The organism is Streptomyces sp. NPDC043853, assembly GCF_056436025.1.
In genome coordinates, this window is sequence record NZ_JBWKDJ010000011.1 from 120,498 (window position 1) to 137,819 (window position 17,322).

The window sequence follows — 17,322 nt, forward strand, 5'->3', positions numbered from 1 at the left end:
CGGCGGTGAGTGCGAGGGTCCGGGCTCCCGGACCGCGGAGCGGTGGGCACGTGGACGACGGCGAAGGCGGGGGCGGCGGGGGCGGGGGCGTGTGGGGCCGGGCCCGCCGGGTGGTGGCGGCCGAGGGTCCGGTGGCGGCACGGATCGCGGTGACCGTGGTCGCCGCCTGGCAGACCGCCCTGTGGCTCGGCGCCGACCAGCCGCCGGTGTTCGCCGCCATCGTGCCGCTCGTGGCGGTGCGGAGCGATCCCTCCGCGGTGTACACCACCTCGCTGGAGCGCGTCGGCGGTGTCGTGGCGGGAGTGCTGCTGGCGATCGCCGTGCTGCAGGGCTTGCGTCCGTCGACGGCGGCACTGGCCCTGGTCGTGGTACTCGGCCTGGCGCTGGGCATGGTCCTGCGCTCGGGGAACGGCATCAACGTCCAGATCGCCGTGTCCTCCCTGCTGGTACTGGCCAACCCCAGTCCCGACGCCTACGCCCTGGACCGGGTGTGGGAGACGGCCGCCGGGGCGGCGGTGACGGTGCTGCTGGCGCCCCTGCTGTGGCCGCCCGACCCCCGGCGCGCGCTGGCCGCCTCGGTGGAGGAGTGCCGGCTGCGGCTGGCCCCCGCCCTGGCCGGAAGCCTACGGGTACTGGGGACCGATCCGGCCGCCGCGCGCGACAACCTCGGTGTCGTACGCCGTGGGACGGAGGCGGTGCGCCGGTCGGCGAGCGAGGCGCGCAACGCCCGGCGCGTCCTGAGGTTCGATCCGCTGCGCCGGCGGCGGCGCGAGGAGGTGAGCGGTCTCGTCCGGCGCCTGCTCCTCGCCCGCGACCTGTGCGGCGGGGTGGAGACGCTGGCCGAGGAGGTGGTGGCGTTCACCGGCCGCGCGGACCTCGCGGCCGACGTCGACCGGGCGCGCCGGGACCTGGCCCCGCTGGCTTCGGCCACGGCGCGGGCGGTGGACGACGCCCTGGCCGGGCGCGACCCCGGGCCCGCGGTCGCGGAAGCCCGCGGCTGCTTCGCCGGGTACTCGGCCGCGGTGACGCGCCCCGTCGCGGTGGCCCTGCGCCGGCCCTTCCTGCGGCTGCTCGACACGGTCGACGCCGCCGGGCGGCCCGGCTGAACGGCCGCACCCGATCCGGCCGAACGGCCGCGGGCGGCCAGGCCGTTCGGCTGCGCGGGGGTCTGGTGCCCGTACGGCGGCGGTGTCACGATGCGGGCGTGACCGCCACCCTGCTGCCCTCCGGTACCGAGCGCGGACCCCGTCAGTGGCCGCTCCTCGGCAATCTGCCCGCCTTCGCCCGCGACCCGCTGGCCTTCTTCGAGCACCTGCGCGACGAGTACGGCGACTGGGTGCCCTGGGCGCTCGGGCCGCGGCGCAACGTGCTGGTCTCGCGGCCGGCACACGCCGGGGAACTCCTCGCGTCGGTGGAGACGACCTTCGCGCCCACCGAACTCGGGTGGGCCTTCCGGCAGTTGCTCGGCAACGGGGTGGTGCTCGCCACCGGGGACGACTGGCGGCGCAAGCGGGCCCTGGTCCAGCCCGCCGTACGTCCGCGCCAGGTTCGGGCGTACGCGGCCGAGATGGTCCAGTGCGCGGACGCCCTTGCCGGCGGCTGGAGCGAGGGCCAACGGGTGGACGTCCACCGGGAGATGGCCGGGCTGACCCAGCGGATCGCGGTCCGCACCCTGTTCGGGGGCAACGCCGCCGGCCGTGAGGCGCCGATCAGCGCCGCCATGGCCACCGCGCAGCACGAACTGGGGGCGGAGTTCCGCGGTATCACCCTCTTCCTGCCGCCGTGGGTGCGGACCCCCGGGCGGACCAGGATGCGCCGGGCCGTGAACGTCCTGGACCGGGAGATCGCCCACGTCATACGGGAGCACGAGCAGGCTTCGGCGGCCGGCAAGGAACGCGACGACCTGCTCAGCCGGTTGCTCGCCGCCCGCGACGAGCACGGCCGGCCGTTGTCCCGGCGGGAGCTGCGGGACGAATCGATCACGCTCTACATCGGCGGCCACGAAACCACCTCCACGACGCTGACCTGGGCCTGGCAGCTGCTGTCGGGCGCCCCGGCGGCACGGGCGCGGCTGACGGAGGAACTGGACCGGGTGCTGGGCGACCGGCTGCCCACGTACGAGGACTACGCGCGGCTGCCCTGGACCCGGCAGGTGGTGAAGGAGGCGCTGCGCATCTATCCGCCGATCTGGCTGATCTCCGCGGTGGCACGGGAAGGGGCGCGGATCGGCGGGCGTCCGGTGCCGGCGGGGACCACGGTGTGGACGAGCCCGTGGTCGCTGCACCGGGACCCGCGCTGGTTCCCGGAACCGCTGGCCTTCCGGCCCGAGCGCTGGGACGAGGACGCTCCGGACCCGGTCCCGGAGCACGCCTGGATCCCGTTCGGCGGCGGCCCCCGCGCCTGCCTGGGCGCCCGATTCGCCCTCGTCGAGGCGGCGCTCGTGCTGGCGGTCCTGGCCCGCCGCTTCCACCTGGACACCGGCGCGACCCCGGTCCCGGTCTTCCCCGGCCTCACTCTCCAGCCGGCCGGGCCGGTGCGCGCCGTACTCCGCGACCCGGAGCGGACCCGATGACCCGATCACCCGATTATCGTCATTGAGACGATAATCGGTTATGATCAATCCATGGATGAAGCGAAGCACGACAGTGACGCCGAACTCGCTTGGCAAGCCGCAGAGTTGGCGACGGCATGGGTGTCGGCCGACATCCGTCTGACGGAGAATCAGGGGTGGACACTGGTCGGCTTCCAGTACGTCGGCTCCGCGCAGGAGGAGATGTACGTCTGGGGGCAGGTATGGGCCTGGGAGCGCGCGCTGGCCGAGGTCCTCGCCACCGATGACGGCACCGAGGAGAGCCGGAAGCGGATCGAGGAGGCCCGGCTGACCGCGACCGGATCCATGCGCGACATGCTGCTCGCGGGGATCCCCAAGGGCGGCCCGTCGCACCGGGGCTGGAAGCACGGACGGCTGCCCGACCCCCGCGACGCCCTCCGCCGGTTCATCGCCACCCACACCGCGGCCGCGGCCGGCTGACCGGGTCTGAGCCGCAGGCCCTCCGCGTTCGCGACCCCGGCGCCGGAGGGAGTCAGATCACCGGCTCACCGATGCCCAGCAGGTTCCCCTCGCTGTCGCGGAACCAGGCGGCCCGTTCGCCTCGGGCGCCCTTGCTCGGATAGTGGCCCTCGATGTCGGCGATCCCGCCATGGGTGCGGAAGCCGGGCACGTCGACCTCCTCGAACACCACGCCGCGCCGCCGGAGTTCCGCCACGGCGGTGTCCAGGTCGTCGACCTCCCAGCCCATCTGGGTGAAGGTGCCCGGCGAGGAGCCCACCGACGCGAACACGGCGAACTCCGTACCGCCGCACCGGTACAGCAGTCCGCCAGGCCGTTCGTCGACGGGTTCCAGGCCGAGCTTCTCGGCGTAGAAGCGCCGGGCCCGGTCCAGGTCCCGGGCCGGCAGCCGGGTGGCCACCCGCCCCCTGGCCAGTACGTTCCCGTTGTCGCTCTGCTCTGCGTTCATGCCCCCACTGTGCCGTGGGGGCCGGCGAACCGGTGGGAAGCGGGCTGCGCCCGGCCTCGTCGGCGCGGGTCAGGCCGCCGCCCGGAGACGGGATGCCGCGCGTTCGGCCCGGCGAACGACGGACGGCACGTCGACGTCCACGAGGGCGCCGCGGTCCTTGCGCAGGTGCCCGTCGACGAAGACGTGGCTGATGTTGGACGGGTGCCCGTTCAGGACGATCTGGCCGGTCCAGTCGGTGCGGGGGGCGAAGTTCAGCGCGGCCGGATCGATGACGATCACGTCGGCGCGCTTTCCGGGGGTCAGCGATCCCACGCGGTCGGCGAGGCCGATGCATTCGGCGCCACCGAGGGTCGCCATGCGCAGCACCTCGGGGATGCCGGGGTGGATCGTGGCGTCACGGTGCAGTGCCCGCTGCAGGCCCACGGCCGCCTTCATCAGCCCGAACATGTCGGAGGTGTCGTTCGCCCCGCCGTCCTGTCCGAGTCCCGCCCTCACCCCGCGGGCGTGCAGCGCGGGCAGCCGCATGATGCCGGAGGCGAGCCGCATGTTGCTCAGGGGGCAGTGGGCCACGCGCACGTCGTGGTCGGCCATGCGGGCGATCTCCTCGTCCGTGAGGTGGATCGCGTGGTTCAGCAGCAGGTCCGGGCCGAGGGCCCCGATGCTGCGCAGAGCTCCCACGGGGTCGTCCGCCCGGTCGTCGGGGTGCTCCAGCACGTGCGAGTTGAACATGATCCCCAGGTCCCGGGCGATCTCGTGGAAGCGCCGCAGCGGGTCCAGGACGGACTGCTGGGCGTGCACGGCGACCTGGGCCGAGGCGAGCGGCAGTGGGTCCAGGAGCTCCCTCTTCACCCGGGGCACCAGGTCCGCCTGCCGGACGTCCTGCGCCATCGCGTACACGAACCGCAGGCCGGTGTCGGCGAGGGCGCGGACGTAGCGCTCGCTGGTGTCGAAGGGGATCGGGTGCACCCAGTCGACCACGGTGGTGACTCCGGCAGCGAGCACGTCGAGGGCCGAGAGGCGGACGAAGTCGTACATCTCCTCGGCACCGATACGGGCGAGGGTGGGCCGGTTGCACGCGCCCAGCCACCCGTAGAGGTCCTTCGAGGCACATCCGCCGCGCATGCTGGACTGCCACAGGTGGTTGTGGATGTCCACGAAGCCGGGCATGACGATCCGGCCGGTCATGTCCAGGACCCGGGTGCCGTACGGCGCGGACAGCCGGCGGCCCACGGCCGCGATCGCCCCCCTGCGTATCAGCAGGTCGGCACCGGCCAGGGTGCCCAGCGGGCCCTCCCCCACGGCCGGGTCCATGGTGAGGACCAGGTCGGCGCCGAGGAGCAGTACGTCGTCCGTCCCGTCCGGGGGGCGGGCCGGGGGCCGCGGGGACGGCTCGGGGCGGCGGGCCGCGGCGGAGGGTGCGGCGAGGGCGAGGGGGGTGACGGCGAGGCCCGCGAGGAGGCCTCTTCGGCTCGGGTGCGAGAAATCGGTCATGTGGGGTGTATCTCGCGCACACTGCCCTGACGCAAGGTCAGTTTCCGGACAACGAGAACGGATTTCCGTTTCCACCGGACCGGGGCGGGCCCCGCATGGTATGGAGGGCCCGCCTCCGCAGCCCCCGTGTCCGCTCAGCCGGTGGCGGCGGTCTCCGCGTCCCGGGGCGGGCGCGGCGCCTGGTGCGCGCCGGGGCGCTCGCGCCAGAACGCCCCGGACGCGGCGCGGCGCAGCAGCATCAGCACCACCCCTGCGGCGGCCAGGAGGAGCGCGATCACGAGGGGCGCGCCCAGCCCGAACCAGGCGCTGCCGCTGTAGGAGTTGGCCGGGTCGGCCATGTCCGCGACGGATTCGGCCAGCAGCCAGATCAGCATCGCCGCGCCGAGCAGCGGGCCCGCGCCGAGGAGCAGGAAGGGGCCGAGCCCGCTGGTGAGCCGGCGCCGGTACCAGACGGCGCAGGCGATGCCGGTGAGGGCGTAGTAGAAGGCGATGAGGAGCGACAGCGCGGTCAGGGAGTCGGCGAGGGCGTTCTCGCTGATCCGGTGGATGACGACGTACCAGACCGTCGCGGTGCCGGCGACCCACCAGGTGCTGGTGCCCGGGGTGCCCCGGTGGGGGTCGATCCGGGCGAACCGGGCGGGCAGCGCGTGGCGGCGGGCCATGGACAGGGCGGTGCGGGAGGCCGGGATGATGGTCGTCTGCGTCGAGGCCAGGGCCGAGGTGCTGACGGCGAGGAGCAGGATCCAGTCCCAGCCGCCGAGCACGTCGCCGGCGAGGGCGGCGAACACGTCCTCCTCGGCATCGGCCTGTCCGGTGAGGTAGCCGGTGCCGGCGTAGGCGACGACGGCGAGGGCCACGGACAGGTAGGTGACCAGCAGGACGACGGTGGACCAGATGCCCGCCCTGCCCGGGGCGTTGGCCGGGTCCCTGGTCTCCTCGGTCAGGTTGACGGCCGACTCCCAGCCCCAGTACGCGAACACGCCGAGCAGCAGGCCGCCGGTGAGGGCGGTGCCGCCGGCCCCGAAGGGGTCGAGCCATTCGGCGGCCGGGCGGATCGAGCCGGGGCCGCCACTGCCGGTGTGGACGCGGTACAGGGCGACGGCCGCGAACACGACCAGGCAGACGACCTGGAGCAGCACGAGCACGTTCTGGAGGCGGGCGGACACCTCGGTGCCGCGTACGCACAGCCAGGACATGCCGAGGATGACCAGGACCGTGAGCGCTTCGCGGACCAGGGTGTTCGCGGCGAGACCGTCCGCGCCGACGGCGAGCAGGCCGAAACCGACGGCCACGTCGGCGAGGGAGCCGACGACCAGCACTCCGGTCATCGCGATGGCCCAGCCGCCCAGCCAGCCGGTGGTGGGGCCCAGGGCCCGGGTGACCCAGGAGAAGGTGGTTCCGCAGTCCGGATCGGCCCGGTTGAGGAAATGGAAGGCGGAGGCGATCAGCAGCATCGGGACGAAGGAGGCGAGCATCACGCCGGGGGCGTGCACACCGACCAGGGCCACGACGGGACCGATGACGGCGGCCAGCGAGTAGGCCGGCGAGGTGGCGTTCAGGCCGATGGCGAGGGCGTCGAGGAAGCCGATGGCGTCCGGCTTGAGCGCACCGGACGGGGCGGCCGGCGTCGGCATGGCGCCCTTCGCGGGAGCGGCCTCGACCGCGGCGGCTTCGGCTGTGGCGGCTGTCTCCCGCGGGGTGTCTACGGCCATCGTCCCTCGCTGTGCTGAGTGCGCTGCGCTGAGCGCGGTGTGCGGGCTGCGGTGTGCACACCGTGCCGCATCGGCGCAGTGTGAACAGGGCGTGAATGGGGAAGAGGAAACCCGCGCGGCCGCACAGGGGTCAATGGTGTTGGCGTAAGCGCCGGATCAGCCGTCCCGCAGTGCCTGAAGACGGCTCTCCGCGCTCGCGAGCAGCATGTCCAGGGCCACGGGGTAGGCGCTGTGGTTCATCCGGGCGGCGAGCAGCCGCGAGGTGGCCGCGATGTGCGGGTACTGCTCGGCCGGCAGCCGGGCGTACGTGGACTCCCACTGCCGCTCGTCGGAGGTCCGGGAGGACTCCGCCAGGGCGAGGGCGCCGGCGTCGAGGGCGGCGAAGGCCAGGCTCTGGTCGATGAAGGCGTGGTAGATCAGCACCGCCTCGGGGTCGGGGAAGCCCGCGGTGCGCAGGATGCCGAGGACCGCCTCGTCGGCGGCGATCTCGCGGGGCCGGCCGGTCACACGGCTGGCGGTCAGTACGGCGGCCTGCGGGTGGGCGAGATAGGCACCGTGGATGCGCAGCCCGAGTTCCCGCAGGTCACGGCGCCATTCCCCGGTGGCGCCCCAGCCTTCGAGGGCCCGGCCGATGAGTTCCTCGCCGATGGCGAGGGTGAGGCCGTCCATGCCGTCGAAGTACCGGTACAGGGTGCTGGGGTCCGCGCCGAGCGCGGCGCCGAGCCGCCGGGCGGACAGGCCCGCGCTGCCGTGTTCGCGCAGCATCCGCAGGGCGGTCTCGACGATCAGCCGCTCGGACAGGACGGTGCCCTGCCGGGTGGGGCGCCGCCGTCTGCGGGCCTCCTCGGGGACCACTTTCTTCGCCATTCCCTACCCCTGCTCCGCCATCGCGTCAGGTGACGTCCTGCGCACGACCTTATGCCAACACCATTGACCTTATCTCGTGCACGCGGTTTTCATCGCTTCCCATGAGGCGCGGACCTCCGTGAACCTCACCTAGAGAGGGTTTCGTCATGCGTGTTCTGCTTGTGGGCGCCGGTGGCGTCGGTACCGCGATCACCCGGATCGCGGCCCGCCGGGACTTCTTCGACCACTTCGTGGTCGCCGACTACGACCTCGCCCGCGCCGAGGCGGCCGTGGCCGCGCTCGGCGACGCCGCGGGCCGCTTCAGCGCACGCCGGATCGACGCCTCCGACGAGGCGGCGGTGGCCTCGCTCCTGCGCGAGGAGCGGTGCGACGTCCTGCTGAACGCCACCGATCCCCGGTTCGTGATGCCGCTGTTCGAGGCCGCCCTCGCGGCGGACAGCCACTACATGGACATGGCGATGTCACTGTCCCGGCCGCACCCCGGCCGGCCGTACGCGGAATGCGGGGTCAAGCTCGGCGACGAGCAGTTCGCGCGCGCCGAGGAGTGGCGGAAGTCGGGCCGGCTGGCGCTGGTCGGCATGGGCGTGGAGCCCGGCCTGTCGGACGTCTTCGCCCGCTACGCCGCCGACGAACTGTTCGACGAGATCGAGGAGATCGGCATCCGCGACGGGGCCAACCTGACCGTCGAGGGCCATGACTTCGCACCGTCGTTCAACATCTGGACGACGATCGAGGAGTGCCTGAACCCGCCGGTGGTCTACGAGCGGGACCGCGGATGGTTCACCACCGAGCCGTTCAGCGAGCCGGAGGTGTTCGACTTCCCGGAGGGCATCGGCCCGGTCGAGTGCGTGAACGTCGAGCACGAGGAAGTGCTGCTGGTGCCGCGCTGGGTGGACGCCCGGCGGGTCACCTTCAAGTACGGGCTGGGCGACGACTTCATCGGCAAGCTGAAGACCCTGCACGCGCTGGGCCTGGACTCGACCGAGCCGGTCACGGTCCGCGGCGCGGACGGAACCCCCGTACGCGTCTCCCCGCGCGACGTGGTCGCCGCATGCCTGCCCGACCCGGCCACCCTGGGCGAGCGGATGACCGGCAAGACCTGTGCGGGCACCTGGGTGAAGGGCACCAAGGACGGCCGGCCGCGCGAGGTGTACCTCTACCACGTGGTGGACAACCAGTGGTCGATGGGCGAGTACGGCTCCCAGGCCGTGGTGTGGCAGACCGCCGTGAACCCGGTCGTGGCACTGGAGCTGATGGCCGGCGGGGTGTGGGCGGAGGCCGGGGTGCTCGGCCCGGAGGCCCTTCCGCCGCGCCCGTTCCTGGACCTGCTGACCGCGTACGGCTCCCCGTGGGGCGTCCGGGAGCAGGGCTGACCACCGCCCCGGCGGAGCGGAGCCGCCGGGGGTGCGTCCGGCCGGCGTACGTCCGGCCGGGTGAGTTGTGGCCCGGCACCCGTGGTCCTGTCCCGGTCCGCGGGTCCGCCGGGAACATCCTCGGAGGACACGTTCGCACGGCTGTGAGGCGGCTCCGTGGTGGGTGCTCTGTCGCGCTGCGGGCCGCTGATCACCGGCGCCGCGCTTCCCCTGGTGCTCTTGGGACTCCTCCCCGAGGTGACCGCGGACCGGGAGGAGCGCCCGCACGCCGCCGTGGCGAGCCGTGCCGCGGAACGCCCCCGGAGACTGCGGGTGCGGGTGCTCGGCACGCTCCCGCACGACAGACAGGCGTTCACCCAGGGGCTGGAGCTGCACGACGGCCTGCTCTACGAGGGAACCGGGCTCACCGGACGGTCCGAGGTCACGGTGGGTCCCCCGGGCGGGACGCCGACGCGCCGCGCGGCGCTGCCCCGGGAACTCTTCGGCGAGGGCATCACCCTCGTCGACGACCGGCTGTGGCAGTTGACCTGGCGCGACGGCATCGCCTTCGAACGCGACGCGTCCACGCTCGCCGAGCGGCGCCGGGTCTCCTACGAGGGCGAGGGCTGGGGCCTGTGCGCCCAGCCCGGCCGGCTGGTGATGAGCGACGGGTCCGCCACCCTCGTCTTCCGTGATCCGGCGACGTTCACCAGGAAGGGGTCGGTGACGGTGACCGAAGGCGGCCGCCCGCTCGGACGGCTCAACGAACTGGAATGCGCCGCCGACGGCTCGGTGTACGCCAATGTGTTCCTCACCGAGCGTCTCGTACGCATCGACCCGGCCTCGGGCGCGGTCACCGCGACGATCGACGCCTCGGGCCTGGTCAGCCCCGCGGAACGGGCCGAGGGTGCCGGGGTCCTCAACGGCATCGCCGAGATCCGCGGTACCGGCGGGTCTCCTGGTGCCGGCGAGTCACCCGGTACCGGCGAGTTCCTCGTCACCGGCAAGAACTGGCCGCGGGTCTTCCGGGTGGCCTTCGTCCCCGAGTGAGCCGCCCCGGGATCAGCGGGTGTGGGTGCTCTGGTCTGCGGGCTCGGTGTCCAGCGCCTGGCGGGCGAAGACGAGCATGCCGTGATCAGCTCCAGCAGGGCCGCGCCGGGCAGGGCCGCCATGAGGACGACCCCGAGGCCGAAGATCAGGAGGGTGGCCGGGATCGGCGTGCGCGTACGCGGCCGGCGCCTGCTCCTTCTCCAGCACCGACTCCTGCTCCTGCTCCTGTCCGCGCCCCCGCCTCGCCGGAACTCCCGCCGTCCGGCCCGCCACCCATCGGAGCGCGTGCACCGTCGTCCGCGCCCGGCAGGACGCCGCCGGGCCGGTCAGCGAAGGACCCGTCCGGCGAGCCGGCCGACCGTCAGGCCGGGTCCAAGGACATGAGCTGATACTTGAGGGTCATCTCGGGTTTCAGGATCTCCGGCTTCGTTTCGTGCCCCGGAGCTTCCGGCAGGGTCTCGGCCTCGGGAGGCTCGGGCTCGCAGTACACCTCACCCCTGCCCTGAGCGAGGTCCGGATGACCTCCGACGACGGCAGTCACGTCTGCGCGCTGCGCCGGAGCGGAAGCGGCGAACGCGCCGACGGGCAGGAGCAGAGCACCTCCGACGAGCGCGGACGAAAGGGCGACCATCGCAAAACGCCGCTTCCTGGGCATGCGGGTCATGGCAACTCCCCTTGGGGAAGGAAAGACGAATGGGAGATCCATTCAGCCCTCTGCCCAGCAGCCCCCGCACGCCCCGGAATCTCGGGGCTTGACAGCCGACGGCCGGCACTCCGCCCCGCCGCCCTCAGGCCCGGCTCGTGGCGACCTTCACCCCGAAGCCGATCAGGACCACACCGGTGACGCGGTCCAGGGCGCGGCGTACGGCGGGCCGCTCGAAGTACGCACGGGCCTTGGCCAGCAGCATCACGTAGCCGCCGAGCCAGAGCACGGTCAGGGCCGCGTGCAGCAGGACCAGCAGCGCCATCCCCGCCTGCGGGGCGAGGCCGGGCGGAGCCAGGGTGGGCAACAGGCCGGTGTAGAAGACGGCGATCTTCGGGTTGAAGATGTTGCTGACCAGTCCGGTCCGCCACGGGCTACCCGATACGGCCGTCTTCCCGCGTGCTGCCGAGGCCCCGGGCCTGCTCCGGCGGCTGTTCCACAGCGCCTGCGCACCGAGGAAGACGAGATAGACCGCCCCGGCGAGCTTGACGGCGGCGTAGGCCGTCGCGGACGCCGCGAGGACGGCGGCCAAACCCACGACGGTGAGAACGCCCCAGGTCAGCAGTCCCGCCGCGATGCCGCCGACGGTCCGCAGACCGTCCTGCCGGCCGGCGGCGATGGCCCGTTGCGTCGTCACGGCCATGTCCGGACCGGGCACGATGGTCAGCACGGCGAGCACACCGGCTGCGGCAAGAAACTGTACGAGCATGAGCCCAGCCTCTCGCACCGCCCCACGACCGCTCCAGCGACGGAGAGTACTCCTGTGCACGAGCGGCCGGTGGGGGAACGGGTCCGTGACCCGTTCCACCGCATGGGGTTGCCGCCGTCACCCCGACGACGGGCTGTCCCGGATGTGCGGCGAGCGGAACCGGGTCACCATGGCGGAAGACCAGTCGGCCGGCGCGCGGGCGCCCGCCACGACGGGGAACGGCATGTCCCGGTCGGGAGGCGATGCATGCATCTGGACGAGTCGGCCAAAGCATGGGCCATGATCATCGGCGTCTTCGCCGTCATCCTCGGGAATCTCCTCGCGATCATCCTGATGAACGCCCTCGGGCGGTGACCCCGCCCTCTGAGAGCGACGCGACGCGACACGGAACGGAACGGTGACTTCGGCGAGGGGCTGAGGGGTGCCGCAGGTCCCCACGCGCAAGGCCGGCCGGCGGCGGGCGCGGCTTCCCCGCGCTGGTGGCAATACCACAAATCGGCGGCGGTGGTGTGGAAACCGTTCCCGGGGAGGAGTTCCGATGCGCGGCGTGACCTACTCGATGGGTGTCTCACTCGACGGCTACATCGTCGGGCCGGACGGCAGCTTCGACTGGACGACGCCGGACGAGGAGGTCTTCCGCTTCGTCACCGAGGAGGTTCGAGGGGTCGGCGTCTACCTGTTGGGACGGCGGCTGTACGAGACGATGCTGTACTGGGAGACCGCCGACCGGGATCCATCGCTCGACGACTCCATGCTCGAATGGGCCGCGCTCTGGAAGCCGCTCCCCAAGGTGGTGTTCTCCACCACGCTCTCGGCGGTGCAGGGCCATGCCCGCCTGGCCTCCGGCGGTCTGGCGGAGGAGATCGAGCGGTTGCGAGCCGAGCCGGGGGAAGGCGACATCGCGATCGGCGGCGCGACCCTCGCCGCCGAGGCGGCCGCGCTGGGTCTGATCGACGAGTACCGGGCCAGGGTCTACCCGGTGTTGGTCGGCGGTGGCATTCCGTTCTTTCCCCGGCGCGAGCGCCGGGTCGATCTCGAACTCGTCGAGACCCGCGCCTTCGGCTCTGGAATCGTCTACCTCCGCTACCGCGTGGCGCGCCATGCCGTGCTCTAGAAGGTGCCGACGTGCTGGGGCGGGCCGTCCGGGAAAGTCGGGCACGTCCTCGCACGGGTCGTCGATGCGGTCGCCGCTTCCGGGCAGTCACTCACGGTCGGCTCGGCGTCGATGTGGAACCGTCCGCGTGGGTGCCCGCGTTCGCCCCCGTTCGGGGGGCGGACCGGACCGTCACCCTCCGCGCGCGGTACGCCGAACGGGGGCGGGGCGGGGTGACGGTGCGTAGGGGACCAGGGCGGCCGAGGGGTCGTCCGCGGGGGTGACCGGCCGCCGGTTCCGGGAGCGGTAGAACACGTCCTCGAACTCGACGCTGTGGTCGAGCAGCAGGGCCGGCTCCGGGGCGTCGGACAGGGGTGGCAGGTGCGGGGCCAGGCGGTAGCCCGTTTCGAGGACCTCGTCGGACGGGCCGCTGCCGCGGACCGCGGCGAAGCCCCCGGTGTCGGCGGCCCATTCGCCGGCGACCTGCCACGTGTAACGGAGGGTCAGCCGACCCTCGGCCGGGCAGTGCCAGCGGAAGCGGCCGACGCCGAGTTCGCCGCTGATGCTGTCGAACCTGCTCCAGCCGCGGCCGTCGGGCAGGAACACGATCGCGCTCGATTCCATCACGCCCACGATGGAGCCGGACCAGGAGCCGATCAGGCGTTCGTCAAGGAAGATCACCTGTCAGTGGCAGTGGTTCGGGCCGCCGCCCCGGCCATGACAGAGCCCGACGGCGACGGGGACGACGACGGGGCCGCATCGTGAGCGGCCCCGTCGGGGTGGTCGTGCGCCCGGTCAGGTGGTGACGTAGGCGGCGAGGTGTTCGCCGGTGAGGGTGGAGCGGGCCGCGACGAGTTCGGTGGGGGTGCCCTCGAAGACGATGCGGCCGCCGTCGTGACCGGCGCCGGGGCCCAGGTCGATGATCCAGTCGGCGTGGGCCATGACGGCCTGGTGGTGCTCGATGACGATGACCGACTTACCGGAGTCGACGAGGCGGTCGAGGAGGCCGAGGAGGTGCTCGACGTCGGCGAGGTGGAGGCCGGCGGTCGGTTCGTCGAGGACGTAGACCCCGCCCTTGTCGGCCATGTGGGTGGCGAGCTTGAGCCGCTGCCGTTCGCCACCGGACAGGGTGGTGAGCGGCTGGCCGAGGGTGAGGTAGCCGAGGCCGACCGCGGCGAGCCGCTCCAGGATGCGGTGGGCCGCCGGGGTCTTCGCCTCACCGGCGGCGAAGAACTCCTCCGCCTCGGCCACGGACATCTCCAGTACCTGGCTGATGTCGCGGCCGCCGAAGCGGTATTCGAGGACCGACGCGTCGAACCGTCTCCCCTCGCACTCCTCGCAGGTGGTGGCGACGCCGGCCATCATCGCCAGGTCCGTGTAGATGACGCCGGCTCCGTTGCAGTTGGGGCAGGCGCCCTCGGAGTTGGCGCTGAACAGCGCCGGCTTGACGTCGTTGGCCTTGGCGAAGGCCTTGCGGATCGGGTCGAGCAGGCCGGTGTAGGTGGCCGGGTTGCTCCGCCGCGAGCCGCGGATCGGGGCCTGGTCCACCGACACCACGTCCGCACCGGCCGGGATCGAGCCGTGGATCAGCGAGCTCTTGCCGGAACCGGCGACGCCGGTGATGACGGTGAGCACGCCGAGCGGCACGTCCACGTCCACCTCGCGCAGGTTGTGCGTGGACGCGCCCCGGATCTCCAGCGTGCCGGTGGGCTTCCGTACGGACTCCTTGAGGGAGGCGCGGTCGTCGAAGTGGCGGCCGGTGATGGTGCCGCCGGTCCGCAGTCCCTCGACGCTGCCCTCGAAGCAGACGGTGCCGCCCGCGGTGCCGGCGCCGGGCCCGAGGTCGACGATGTGGTCGGCGATCGCGATGACCTCCGGCTTGTGCTCCACCACCAGGACGGTGTTGCCCTTGTCGCGCAGGCGCAGCAGCAAGCTGTTCATCCGCTGGATGTCGTGGGGGTGCAGGCCGGTGGTGGGCTCGTCAAAGACGTACGTCGTGTCCGTGAGCGAGGATCCCAGGTGGCGGATCATCTTGACGCGCTGTGCCTCGCCGCCCGAGAGGGTGCCGGCGGGCCGGTCGAGGGAGAGGTAGCCGAGGCCGATCTCCACGAAGGAGTCGAGGGTGTGCCGGAGCGTGGCGAGCAGTGGTGCCACCATGGGGTATCCCCTGCTCGAAGAGCTTGGGGACGGCTCGGTGAGGCCGCCGACCCAGTCGGCGAGGTCGCTGATCTGCATCGCGCAGGCGTCGGCGATGCTGATCCCGTCGATCTTCGAGGAGCGGGCTGCTGCGCTGAGCCGGGTGCCGTCGCACTCGGGGCAGGTGGTGAAGGTGACCGCCCGGTCCACGAACTCGCGGATGTGCGGCTGCATCGACTCCCTGTCCTTGGAGAGCATCGACTTCTGGATGCGCGGGACCAGACCCTCGTAGGTCATGTTGATTCCCGCGATCTTCATCCGGGTCGGCTCATGGTGGAGGAAGGCCTCCAGTTCCTTCTTGGTGTACCGGCGGATCGGCTTGTCCGGGTCGTAGAGGCCGGACTCGGTGTAGAGGCGGTGGTTCCAGCCGCCCGGCTTGTAGCCGGGGATGGTGAGGGCTCCCTCGTTGAGCGATTTGGTGTCGTCGTAGAGCTGGGTGAGGTCGAGGTCGGTGACGGATCCACGGCCTTCGCAGCGCGGGCACATACCGCCGGTGATCTTGAAGTCTCGGCGCTCCTTCACGGTCTTGCCGCCGCGCTCGAAGGTGACCGCGCCGGCGCCGCTGATCGAGGCGACGTTGAAGGAGAACGCCTTGGGCGAGCCGATGTGCGGGGTGCCGAGGCGGCTGAAGAGGATGCGCAGCATCGCGTTGGCATCGGTGGCGGTGCCGACCGTGGAGCGGGGGTCACCGCCCATCCGCTGCTGGTCGACGATGATCGCGGTCGTGAGGCCTTCGAGGACGTCTACCTCGGGGCGGGCCAGCGTGGGCATGAAGCCCTGGACGAACGCGCTGTACGTCTCGTTGATCAGGCGCTGCGATTCGGCGGCGATCGTGTCGAAGACCAGTGAGCTCTTGCCCGATCCGGAGACCCCGGTGAAAACCGTCAGCCGGCGCTTGGGGATCTCGATGCTGACGTCCTTGAGGTTGTTCTCGCGTGCGCCGTGGACGCGGATCAGATCGTGGCTGTCGGCGACCTGCCGGCCGGGCGACGGCGACTGCGACTGCGCGTCGTTCGCGTCCGTCGTCCTGGTGCGCTTGCTCATCGTGTCTCCATCCGGGTGGGGCCGCCCGCGCGGGCTCCTGGCGGCGCACCGTCGTCCAACTGATCAACTTCGAGCAGTATGACCGGTACTGCCCGCGCGGCGGCCGGAATGCTGAGTTCGGCCGGCTCCGCGGCCGGGGGCCGGAGAGCCGGCCGGCCGGCCGCGGTCGTGGTCGTGGTCGTGGGGGAATCGGCTCAGCGCAGCTCGTTGAACCGGATCAGATTGCCCGCGGGATCGCGGAACGCGCAGTCGCGCACACCGTAGGGCTGCTCCGTCGGCTCCTGGACGACCTCGGCCCCGCCCGCCCGCAGCCGGGCGTAGACACCGTCGAGGTCGGAGGTGGCCAGGGTGATGCGGGCGTAGGTGCCCTTGGCCATCATCTCGGTGATGGTGCGGCGCTCTTCGTCGGTGATACCGGGGGTGACGGCCGGGGGTTCGAGGACGATGGAGGTGTGCGGCTGGTCGGCGGGGCCGACGGTGATCCAGCGCATCGCACCGTTCCCGACGTCCTTGCGGACCTCGAAGCCGAGGCCGTCGCGGTAGAAGGCCAGTGCGGCGTCGGGGTCGTCGTGCGGAAGGAAGGCCCAGTGGATGCTGATGTCGGTGGTGTTGGTGTTGGTGTTGGTGTGCGCGCTGTCGGTGTCCATGGGCCTCAGGCTAGGGACGGCTCGCTGACCGGCGCTTCTCCGATCCTGACCGGTTCCGGCAGGAGCCGTCGCGCCCGCCCCGCGCGGCACCCTCGGCGGGTGCCGCCGAGCCGCAGCGGGTGCGAGGTGCGCCCGATTGGGGGAAGCTGGCGGTGGCCGGACCCATCGGAACGGAAGGGCGAGGAGGGGTCTCGTGAATACACCGGGCGCCCGTCGGAACGCCGGCGCGGTCTGGAGCAGGGCACGGGCGGTGACGCTGCTGTGTCTGGCGGCGGCCTTCGCCACCGCATCCGTACCGGCCTCGGCAACCGGGCCGGTCCAAGGGCCGGAGCCGGTGGTGGTCGTCGACTGCTTCGGCGAACCGCAGGTACGTCCCGAGGAGTACCTGCTCGCCTGTGGCGACGGGAACAACCGCCTCGTCGGGCTGAAGTGGGAGAACTGGGGCGCCAGGACGGCGGTGGCCCGCGGTACCGACATGGTCAACGACTGTGTGCCGTACTGCGCGGCCGGCCGGTTCCGCGCGTACCCGGTCGACGTCACCCTGAGCCGTCCGGAGTCGTGGGACGCCCGGCCCGGCACGCAGCGGTTCACCACGATCCGCCTGGTGTACCCCGGCCCCGCGCCGACGCCGATCCCCCACGACGTCACGTACAAGATCGCCTACTGACGCCGCTACCGGAAGAGGCAGCGAAGCCCTGTACGGCGATTTCAGCGGCTGCCACGCTTTCCGAATAGGGGGGATGGCAGTCGGACTGCGAACGGGCCGCTACGCGACGATGAAAGCCTCAGAGAAGCCATTGCGCAGCTGACCCTGGGCCGCCGAGATCGCATTCGCGATGACTTCGGCCGGCCGAATCGGTAATCTGGACGAGTCGACGATCTCCGCGTCCGCCGTGGTCGTCGGCTCAGTCGTGCGCGCCGTCGGCTGTCCGGCCGGCCG

Annotated in this window: 16 protein-coding genes; 7 read left to right on the forward strand and 9 right to left on the reverse strand. The window is 72.3% G+C overall.

Annotation, left to right across the window (positions count from 1 at the left end; translation table 11 throughout):
• The first annotated feature begins 50 nt into the window (after nt 1-50).
• The 3 genes from AC067U_RS26485 (at nt 51) to AC067U_RS26495 (ending at nt 3,031) form a co-directional block, all read left to right on the forward strand.
• Nucleotides 51-1,106 (forward strand): FUSC family protein, encoded by a 1,056-nt coding sequence (locus AC067U_RS26485; protein ID WP_478832270.1) that lies wholly within the window; start codon nt 51-53, stop codon nt 1,104-1,106.
• A 98-nt stretch (nt 1,107-1,204) separates the two neighbouring features.
• Nucleotides 1,205-2,572 (forward strand): cytochrome P450, encoded by a 1,368-nt coding sequence (locus tag AC067U_RS26490; protein ID WP_478832271.1) that lies wholly within the window; start codon nt 1,205-1,207, stop codon nt 2,570-2,572.
• A 51-nt stretch (nt 2,573-2,623) separates the two neighbouring features.
• Nucleotides 2,624-3,031, forward strand: a complete 408-nt coding sequence (locus AC067U_RS26495) for a hypothetical protein (protein ID WP_478832272.1) — start codon at nt 2,624-2,626, stop codon at nt 3,029-3,031.
• A 52-nt stretch (nt 3,032-3,083) separates the two neighbouring features.
• On the opposite strand, the gene AC067U_RS26500 is transcribed toward AC067U_RS26495, so the two are convergent.
• The 4 genes from AC067U_RS26500 to AC067U_RS26515 all read right to left on the reverse strand — a co-directional run bounded on the left by AC067U_RS26500 (nt 3,084) and on the right by AC067U_RS26515 (nt 7,588).
• The gene (locus tag AC067U_RS26500) at nt 3,084-3,518 is read right to left on the reverse strand and encodes a VOC family protein (RefSeq protein ID WP_478832273.1); all 435 of its coding nucleotides are present in this window, start codon (nt 3,516-3,518) and stop codon (nt 3,084-3,086) included.
• Between the two features lie 69 nt (nt 3,519-3,587).
• Entirely contained in the window at nt 3,588-5,009 is a 1,422-nt protein-coding gene (locus tag AC067U_RS26505) for an amidohydrolase family protein (protein ID WP_478832274.1), read from the reverse strand.
• A gap of 134 nt (nt 5,010-5,143) precedes the next feature.
• On the reverse strand, nt 5,144-6,643 hold the full coding sequence (locus AC067U_RS26510) for an APC family permease (protein ID WP_478832411.1): 1,500 nt from the start codon (nt 6,641-6,643) through the stop codon (nt 5,144-5,146).
• A gap of 234 nt (nt 6,644-6,877) precedes the next feature.
• The gene (locus AC067U_RS26515) at nt 6,878-7,588 is read right to left on the reverse strand and encodes a TetR/AcrR family transcriptional regulator (RefSeq protein WP_478832275.1); all 711 of its coding nucleotides are present in this window, start codon (nt 7,586-7,588) and stop codon (nt 6,878-6,880) included.
• Between the two features lie 146 nt (nt 7,589-7,734).
• Here AC067U_RS26515 and AC067U_RS26520 point away from each other — a divergent pair, with 146 nt between their 5' ends.
• Both AC067U_RS26520 and AC067U_RS26525 read left to right on the forward strand, forming a co-directional pair.
• Nucleotides 7,735-8,961 (forward strand): saccharopine dehydrogenase family protein, encoded by a 1,227-nt coding sequence (locus AC067U_RS26520; protein WP_478832276.1) that lies wholly within the window; start codon nt 7,735-7,737, stop codon nt 8,959-8,961.
• A gap of 156 nt (nt 8,962-9,117) precedes the next feature.
• Entirely contained in the window at nt 9,118-9,990 is an 873-nt protein-coding gene (locus AC067U_RS26525) for a glutaminyl-peptide cyclotransferase (RefSeq protein ID WP_478832277.1), read from the forward strand.
• A gap of 361 nt (nt 9,991-10,351) precedes the next feature.
• Here AC067U_RS26525 and AC067U_RS26530 read toward each other — a convergent pair whose 3' ends face one another.
• Nucleotides 10,352-10,654, reverse strand: a complete 303-nt coding sequence (locus tag AC067U_RS26530; RefSeq protein WP_478832278.1) for a hypothetical protein — start codon at nt 10,652-10,654, stop codon at nt 10,352-10,354.
• Between the two features lie 124 nt (nt 10,655-10,778).
• Nucleotides 10,779-11,402: a LysE family translocator gene (locus AC067U_RS26535; RefSeq protein ID WP_478832279.1), complete on the reverse strand. Its 624-nt coding sequence runs from the start codon at nt 11,400-11,402 to the stop codon at nt 10,779-10,781.
• 538 nt (nt 11,403-11,940) lie between these two features.
• Here AC067U_RS26535 and AC067U_RS26540 point away from each other — a divergent pair.
• Nucleotides 11,941-12,516 carry a dihydrofolate reductase family protein gene (locus tag AC067U_RS26540; protein ID WP_478832280.1) on the forward strand — a complete coding sequence of 192 codons (576 nt, stop codon included), beginning with the start codon at nt 11,941-11,943 and terminating at the stop codon, nt 12,514-12,516.
• Nucleotides 12,517-12,687: 171 nt separating this feature from the next.
• Here AC067U_RS26540 and AC067U_RS26545 read toward each other — a convergent pair whose 3' ends face one another.
• From AC067U_RS26545 to AC067U_RS26555, 3 genes are all read right to left on the reverse strand, one after another.
• Complete coding sequence (locus AC067U_RS26545; RefSeq protein ID WP_478832281.1) at nt 12,688-13,176, reverse strand: hypothetical protein; 489 nt, start codon at nt 13,174-13,176, stop codon at nt 12,688-12,690.
• A 114-nt stretch (nt 13,177-13,290) separates the two neighbouring features.
• Entirely contained in the window at nt 13,291-15,735 is a 2,445-nt protein-coding gene (locus AC067U_RS26550; RefSeq protein ID WP_478832282.1) for an ATP-binding cassette domain-containing protein, read from the reverse strand.
• A 194-nt stretch (nt 15,736-15,929) separates the two neighbouring features.
• Nucleotides 15,930-16,382 (reverse strand): VOC family protein, encoded by a 453-nt coding sequence (locus AC067U_RS26555; protein WP_478832283.1) that lies wholly within the window; start codon nt 16,380-16,382, stop codon nt 15,930-15,932.
• A gap of 193 nt (nt 16,383-16,575) precedes the next feature.
• Here AC067U_RS26555 and AC067U_RS26560 point away from each other — a divergent pair, with 193 nt between their 5' ends.
• Nucleotides 16,576-17,049, forward strand: coding sequence for a hypothetical protein (locus tag AC067U_RS26560; protein ID WP_478832284.1), 474 nt, complete (start codon nt 16,576-16,578; stop codon nt 17,047-17,049).
• Nucleotides 17,050-17,322: the final 273 nt, after the last annotated feature.

Coding starts and splice junctions, on each gene's coding strand:
- AC067U_RS26495 (WP_478832272.1), top strand. CDS start 2,624: ATGGATGAAGCGAAGCACGACAGTGACGCCGAACTCGCTTGGCAAGCC.
- AC067U_RS26500 (WP_478832273.1), bottom strand. CDS start 3,518: ATGAACGCAGAGCAGAGCGACAACGGGAACGTACTGGCCAGGGGGCGG.
- AC067U_RS26505 (WP_478832274.1), bottom strand. CDS start 5,009: ATGACCGATTTCTCGCACCCGAGCCGAAGAGGCCTCCTCGCGGGCCTC.
- AC067U_RS26510 (WP_478832411.1), bottom strand. CDS start 6,643: ATGCCGACGCCGGCCGCCCCGTCCGGTGCGCTCAAGCCGGACGCCATC.
- AC067U_RS26515 (WP_478832275.1), bottom strand. CDS start 7,588: ATGGCGAAGAAAGTGGTCCCCGAGGAGGCCCGCAGACGGCGGCGCCCC.
- AC067U_RS26520 (WP_478832276.1), top strand. CDS start 7,735: ATGCGTGTTCTGCTTGTGGGCGCCGGTGGCGTCGGTACCGCGATCACC.
- AC067U_RS26530 (WP_478832278.1), bottom strand. CDS start 10,654: ATGACCCGCATGCCCAGGAAGCGGCGTTTTGCGATGGTCGCCCTTTCG.
- AC067U_RS26535 (WP_478832279.1), bottom strand. CDS start 11,402: ATGCTCGTACAGTTTCTTGCCGCAGCCGGTGTGCTCGCCGTGCTGACC.
- AC067U_RS26540 (WP_478832280.1), top strand. CDS start 11,941: ATGCGCGGCGTGACCTACTCGATGGGTGTCTCACTCGACGGCTACATC.
- AC067U_RS26550 (WP_478832282.1), bottom strand. CDS start 15,735: ATGAGCAAGCGCACCAGGACGACGGACGCGAACGACGCGCAGTCGCAG.
- AC067U_RS26555 (WP_478832283.1), bottom strand. CDS start 16,382: ATGGACACCGACAGCGCGCACACCAACACCAACACCAACACCACCGAC.